General features: G+C 27.9%; 6 protein-coding genes. 4 read left to right on the forward strand and 2 right to left on the reverse strand.

The features are described from left to right. The first annotated feature begins 43 nt into the window (after positions 1-43). The 4 genes from RSF37_RS00200 (at position 44) to RSF37_RS00215 (ending at position 4,778) form a co-directional block, all read left to right on the forward strand. Entirely contained in the window at positions 44-727 is a 684-nt protein-coding gene (locus tag RSF37_RS00200; protein ID WP_332562350.1) for an efflux RND transporter periplasmic adaptor subunit, read from the forward strand. Between the two features lie 25 nt (positions 728-752). Beyond that, positions 753-1,439: an ABC transporter ATP-binding protein gene (locus RSF37_RS00205; protein WP_332562351.1), complete on the forward strand. Its 687-nt coding sequence runs from the start codon at positions 753-755 to the stop codon at positions 1,437-1,439. After that, complete coding sequence (locus tag RSF37_RS00210; RefSeq protein ID WP_332562352.1) at positions 1,440-2,609, forward strand: ABC transporter permease; 1,170 nt, start codon at positions 1,440-1,442, stop codon at positions 2,607-2,609. 225 nt (positions 2,610-2,834) lie between these two features. After that, the gene (locus RSF37_RS00215) at positions 2,835-4,778 is read left to right on the forward strand and encodes a KUP/HAK/KT family potassium transporter (RefSeq protein WP_332562353.1); all 1,944 of its coding nucleotides are present in this window, start codon (positions 2,835-2,837) and stop codon (positions 4,776-4,778) included. Positions 4,779-4,821: 43 nt separating this feature from the next. On the opposite strand, the gene RSF37_RS00220 is transcribed toward RSF37_RS00215, so the two are convergent. Then, complete coding sequence (locus RSF37_RS00220; protein ID WP_332562354.1) at positions 4,822-5,601, reverse strand: DUF4097 family beta strand repeat-containing protein; 780 nt, start codon at positions 5,599-5,601, stop codon at positions 4,822-4,824. A 136-nt stretch (positions 5,602-5,737) separates the two neighbouring features. Then, the coding region (locus RSF37_RS00225) for a DUF1292 domain-containing protein (protein WP_332562355.1) at positions 5,738-6,000 on the reverse strand (263 nt) is incomplete at its 5' end.

Consider the following 6,000-nt stretch of genomic DNA (forward strand, 5'->3'; position numbering starts at 1 on the left):
ATTTATTAATTATATTTTTAAAGTGATTTTAGGAGGGTATAAAATGAATAAATCAACAAAACGAATATTACTTATATTATTACTAATTGTCCTATTAATTGGAGGATATTTAACATATTCTAAAGTTCAGTCTAATGATATTAAAAATAATAATTCAAATATATATGAAACTGCTAAAGTATCTCGGGGTGAACTTAAAGTTTCTGTTTCATCCTTTGGCTTAGTAGTACCACAAAATATTAATAATCCAAATTATGACCATTTACAATTTACTCTTACAGTAGATGAAATGGATATAGTCAATTTAAAAAATAATCAACGTGTAAATATTGACATTAATGCTTTCCCTGATAAAACATTCAAAGGGAAAATAAAATCTATACCAAACTTTGGTTCAACTGTAAATGGAGTAACAACATATTCAGTTATAGTTACCTTTGATGAAGAGATAAAAGGATTGAAATCTGGAATGACTGGTACTTCTACTATAACTACAAATAAAAAGGATAATATATTATATATTCCAATTGATGCAATAACCCAAAATGATAATGGCGATAACTACATTATTATTCCTTCAACCGGAAAAGAGCAATTTGTTAAAACAGGAATACATAATGATGATTACATTGAAATTCTAGAAGGTATTAATGAAGGTGATTCAGTAAGACTTCCAACTTTACTTAATAAAGAAACTAAAGGATTTTCTCCAATGATGGGAAAGTAAAAATATAATTTAGGAGGAAATTAAAATGACTAAATATGTTATCGATGTTGAAAATGCTTGTAAAAGTTACACAATGGGAAATGAAAAATTACAAGTTTTAAATAATATAACCTTAAAAGTTCCAAATGGTCAGTTCGTAGCAATAATCGGACCATCTGGCTCTGGCAAGTCAACTTTTATGAATTTTATAGGATGTCTCGATAAAGTTGATAGTGGGACTTATCTTTTAGATGGTTCTAATGTTTGCATGCTAAATGATAATGACCTTTCAGAAATTAGAAATAAAAAAATTGGCTTTATATTTCAGCAATTCAATCTATTATCAAAATTATCTGCTTTAGAAAATGTAGAATTACCTTTGATATATAGAGGGATGTCATCTTCTGAAAGAAAAAAGCGTGCACTAGACGCTTTAAAAAAAGTTAGTCTATTAGATAGAAGTAATCACTTGCCTACCCAGTTGTCAGGAGGACAACAGCAAAGAGTTGCTATAGCTCGTGCTATCGTAACTGACCCTGATATACTACTTTGCGATGAACCAACAGGTGCTTTAGATACTAAAACTAGCGAAGAAATTATGACTCTTATAAAAGAGCTTAATAAGGAAGGAAGAACTATCGTTATGATAACTCACGATCTTTCAGTTGCGTCTCAAGCTAAAAGGCAAATACGAATAAAAGATGGAATGTTATTTGAAGGAGTTGATGATTAAATGGGATTAATTCAATGTTTCAAACTTGCCTTTAAACAGCTTCTATCTAATAAAATGCGTTCTGTTTTAACAATGCTTGGAATAATAATTGGAGTACTGTCAGTTACATTATTAGTTTCGGTAGCTAACTCAATGAGCGAAAGTGTAAATTCTCAAATGACCGACCTTGGTTCAAACTTAGTTAACGTAATGATTATTTCAAAAGATCCAACTAAAAATCTTACTTATAATAAAACAACTATTTTTAAAGATATAAATAATATTCATAAGATTTCTGCGGATGTATCTGGTACAGTTGACCTTAATTATAGAGATAAAAGTGAAAAAACTTCAGTAGTTGGTACTGATAGTAACTTTTGCGAGTTGCAAAACAAAAAACTATACTCAGGTAGGTTTATACTACCTATAGATGTTAAATATAGTGATAAAATCGTTATATTAGGTAATCAAATAGCAAAAGATATTTTTGGATTTGAAAATCCTCTTCATAAATATGTAAAGTTAAATGGCGTCAATTACAAAGTTGTTGGATTACTATCTAAAGATAATTCTGCTATTAGTTCAACCAACAATAAAGTATATGCTCCTATAACTTCTGTCCAGCGACTAATAAAAAACATGTATGTATCAAATATTTATCTTAAAGTAAATGATACAAATTTTATAGATACTACAATAACTGATGTAAAGAAAAAATTAAATAAGACTTTTGATGAAAAGGCTAAAGATTACAAAATTATAAACCAACAACAAATATTAGATACTATTTCTAGCATGCAAAATACTATGACAACTACCGTTGGCGTAATTGCAGGTATTTCTCTATTAGTTGGTGGCATAGGAATTATGAATATAATGCTCGTATCTGTAACGGAACGAACAAGAGAAATTGGAATTCGAAAAGCTCTTGGTGCTAAAAGACAAGATATAATGTTGCAATTTTTAATTGAATCTATTGTCATAAGTTTAATTGGTGGAATAATTGGAGCTTTTCTTGGAATAATTGGTTCACAAATATTTAACAACATCCTTGCAGTTACCTCAGGCATATCTTGGAATGTAGTAATATTCGGACTTTTATTTTCTATGCTTATTGGCGTTATTTTCGGCCTTATGCCCGCAAATAAGGCTTCAAAACTTTTACCTATTGATGCTTTAAGATCAGAATAAAAAAATATTAGAGCATTATTTAATATTCCTAATGTTAAATAAAGTTAAAAGAGTAGAATTACAGTTGATACAGTTCTACTTTTTTAATATAATTAACTAATTCAGCGAAATTCTATTCTAAATTTCTACTTTTTTCATAATTGTAAAAATTTTAGAACGGAATAACCAAATATAGTTATATTCATTGCAAAATATTAGAAATCGTCTTAGAAAGGAATATTAATTATGAGTAATAAGAAAAAAATTAGCGTTGCTACTTTATTAGTTGCCTTAGGAATTGTATATGGTGACATAGGTACATCTCCACTTTATGTTATGAAGGCAATACTTTTAACAAATGGAGGCTATTCATCAAGAGACTTGGTTCTTGGAGGGGTATCTCTTGTCTTTTGGACATTAACTTTACAAACTACTATCAAATACGTACTTTTAACTCTTAGAGCTGATAATAATGGAGAAGGTGGAATATTTTCTTTATACACATTAGTTAGAAAAAGAGCTAAATGGCTTATAGTTCCTGCTGTCATTGGTGGTGCTGCACTACTTGCAGATGGTATGATCACTCCTCCAGTTACAGTTACATCTTCTATCGAAGGATTAAATATTATACATCCATTATCAACAAATACTATAATACTATTTGTAATATGTATAATAATATTGTTATTTTCTTTCCAAAGGTTTGGAACTGCAATTATAGGTAAATTTTTTGGTCCAATGATGTTTATTTGGTTTTCAATGCTAGCAATACTTGGATTGTCCCAAATTATACAGTACCCTGAAATTATAAAAGCATTAAATCCATATTACGCATTGCACTTACTTCATATAAGTCCTGAAAGTTCTTATATACTTGGTGCAGTATTTTTATGTACAACTGGTGCAGAAGCTCTCTACTCTGATCTTGGTCACTGTGGAAGAAAAAATATTTATTACACTTGGATTTTTGTGAAAACATGTTTAATTTTAAATTACTTAGGTCAAGGTGCATGGCTTATTTTAAGAGATGGTTCACTAGTAACAGAGAACCCATTCTTTTTAATAATGCCTAAATGGTTCCTTATTCCAGGAATAATAATTGCTACACTAGCTGCAATCATTGCAAGTCAGGCACTTATTTCAGGATCATTTACTTTGATATCTGAAGCTATTAAATTAAATCTTTTCCCAAGAGTTCAAGTTAGATATCCTAATGAAGAAAAAGGACAGATTTATATACCATCAATAAATTATATTTTAAGTATAGGTTGTATTTTACTAGTTCTATACTTTAGAAAGTCAGAACACATGGAAGCAGCTTATGGTCTTGCCATAACTATTACAATGCTAATGACAACTATATTATTATCACAGTACATGAAATATATTAAAAAGCGTCCTATTACATCACTTGCTGTTTTATTAGTCTTTGGATGTATTGAACTAAGTTTTTTATATGCAAACTTATTCAAGTTCTTAAATGGTGGATATATAACATTGATAATTGGAGCTATTATAATATTCATAATGTATGTATGGATACATGGTACTAGAATAAAACAACGATATAATGAATACAGTAAATTATCAAAATATATAAGTAAATTTAAAAGTATCAAGGAAGATACAGAACTTCCTCTTTACTCAACTCATATTGTTTATTTAACACAAGCAAACAAACGTGAGTATATTGAAGACAAAATTGTATATTCTATCTTTAATAAATTACCTAAAAGATCAAAATACTATTGGTTTGTAAATATAAAAGTTACAGATGAACCTTATACAAAAAATTATAAAGTAAATACTATAATTCCAAACCAAATATTTAGTATTAAATTTTACTTAGGATTTAGAGTTGACCAAAAGATAAATGTTTTTCTTAGAAAAGTAATTCAAGAACTTATTGCTAGTGGTGAATTACAGTTCACACCTAAAGCTTATGCAATTAATAATAAAGTAGCTACTAGTGTTGGAGATTTCAAGTTTGTTCTATTAGAAGAAACTTTATCTAATGAAAGTCATCTTTCATCTTGGGATAACTTTATAATAAGTTTCAAATTATTCTTGAAGAAAATAACAGTTTCTCCATCTAAATGGTTTGGAATAGATACTAGTATAGTTGAAATAGAAAAAGTACCTATTACTATTGGAAGAAGAGAAAAAATAAAATTAACTAGATTAGATTAATAAATAAAGGAGTTATTACTAATAGATGTAATAACTCCTTTTATTATTTTATTGAAAAGTTTCCCATTCCAATTTCTAAATCAAAATTATATAAATCTTCACCTGAAGTACTAACTTTTACTTCTTTTTTTCCTATTCCAGATGCAGTATTTATCTTGACTGGTGAATTATCTGGAATATCAATATCTACGTTACCAACTCCACCTCTAAAATTTAAGTTACCCAAAACCTTTTTAGCATATAACTTAAATTCTCCAAGACCGCCACCTACACTAATATCACCAGTCATTTTATTTAAATCTACTTCTACTTTCCCAGCACCTTGAGTTAAATCAATACTTTTAAAATCAATATCATTTATATTTAAAATTCCAGCTCCAGAATCAACTTTTAATTTATCAATATTTATATTATTAATATTAGTATTTCCCGATCCAACCTCAATTTCTAAATCACCTTTATATTTTTCTGGAATTTCTATAAATACTTTTTTATCTTCAATAGTTTCTTTCTTCAATAGCCCTAATTTTCTACCTCTATTTTCTTTTACTACTACACTTCTTTTATCTTTCTTAACTTTAATCTCCCTATTGTTATATTCGCCATCAACTAAAATATTTATATTTTCTCCTTTTGTAGAGTTAACTTCTAAATTAGCCCCACCTATAAGTAGCTTAATATCATCAATTTCCCCTAAATTTATAGATTCATTTACAGGCTCAATTCTTTCCGTATGTTTATTTACCTTATGTTTAATTGTACATGATGATAATGTTAGTAACAGAAAACTTCCAATTATAATAGATAACATTTTTTTAATCATATAGTACCTCCAATAATATTGTTACTTATATTTTACACTATCATTGAATTTTTTTCCATATAACTGACATTATTACCATTTTTATAAAAAATGCTAATAATAAACTAGTTATTTAGTTTATTATTAGCTAAAGTTATTACATCTTAATTTTTGAAACTTGTTTAAACATACTTATTTCTTTTTCTGAACTAACTTCTTCTAAAGACTCATTCCATTCCTTATCAAATTTAATTTTAAAGAGTTCCACATGTTCTTTTTCCTTAACTGGTGCCATTGCAACATATTCTGAGCCACATATTAATACTTGATCTAATATTAAATAATCAAGTTTACTTCCATCTGCTTCTCTAAATGAAACTATTTTTTCCTCTGACAATCTAATCACTCCTTTACATATAA

Origin of the sequence: Clostridium sp. (assembly GCF_036643715.1) — a bacterium.
Classification (GTDB): Bacteria; Bacillota; Clostridia; order Clostridiales; family Clostridiaceae; genus Clostridium.

Bases quoted from the DNA above. Each gene is read 5' to 3' on its own strand.
- RSF37_RS00200 (WP_332562350.1), top strand. From the start codon at position 44: ATGAATAAATCAACAAAACGAATATTACTTATATTATTACTAATTGTC.
- RSF37_RS00205 (WP_332562351.1), top strand. From the start codon at position 753: ATGACTAAATATGTTATCGATGTTGAAAATGCTTGTAAAAGTTACACA.
- RSF37_RS00210 (WP_332562352.1), top strand. From the start codon at position 1,440: ATGGGATTAATTCAATGTTTCAAACTTGCCTTTAAACAGCTTCTATCT.
- RSF37_RS00215 (WP_332562353.1), top strand. From the start codon at position 2,835: ATGAGTAATAAGAAAAAAATTAGCGTTGCTACTTTATTAGTTGCCTTA.
- RSF37_RS00220 (WP_332562354.1), bottom strand. From the start codon at position 5,601: ATGATTAAAAAAATGTTATCTATTATAATTGGAAGTTTTCTGTTACTA.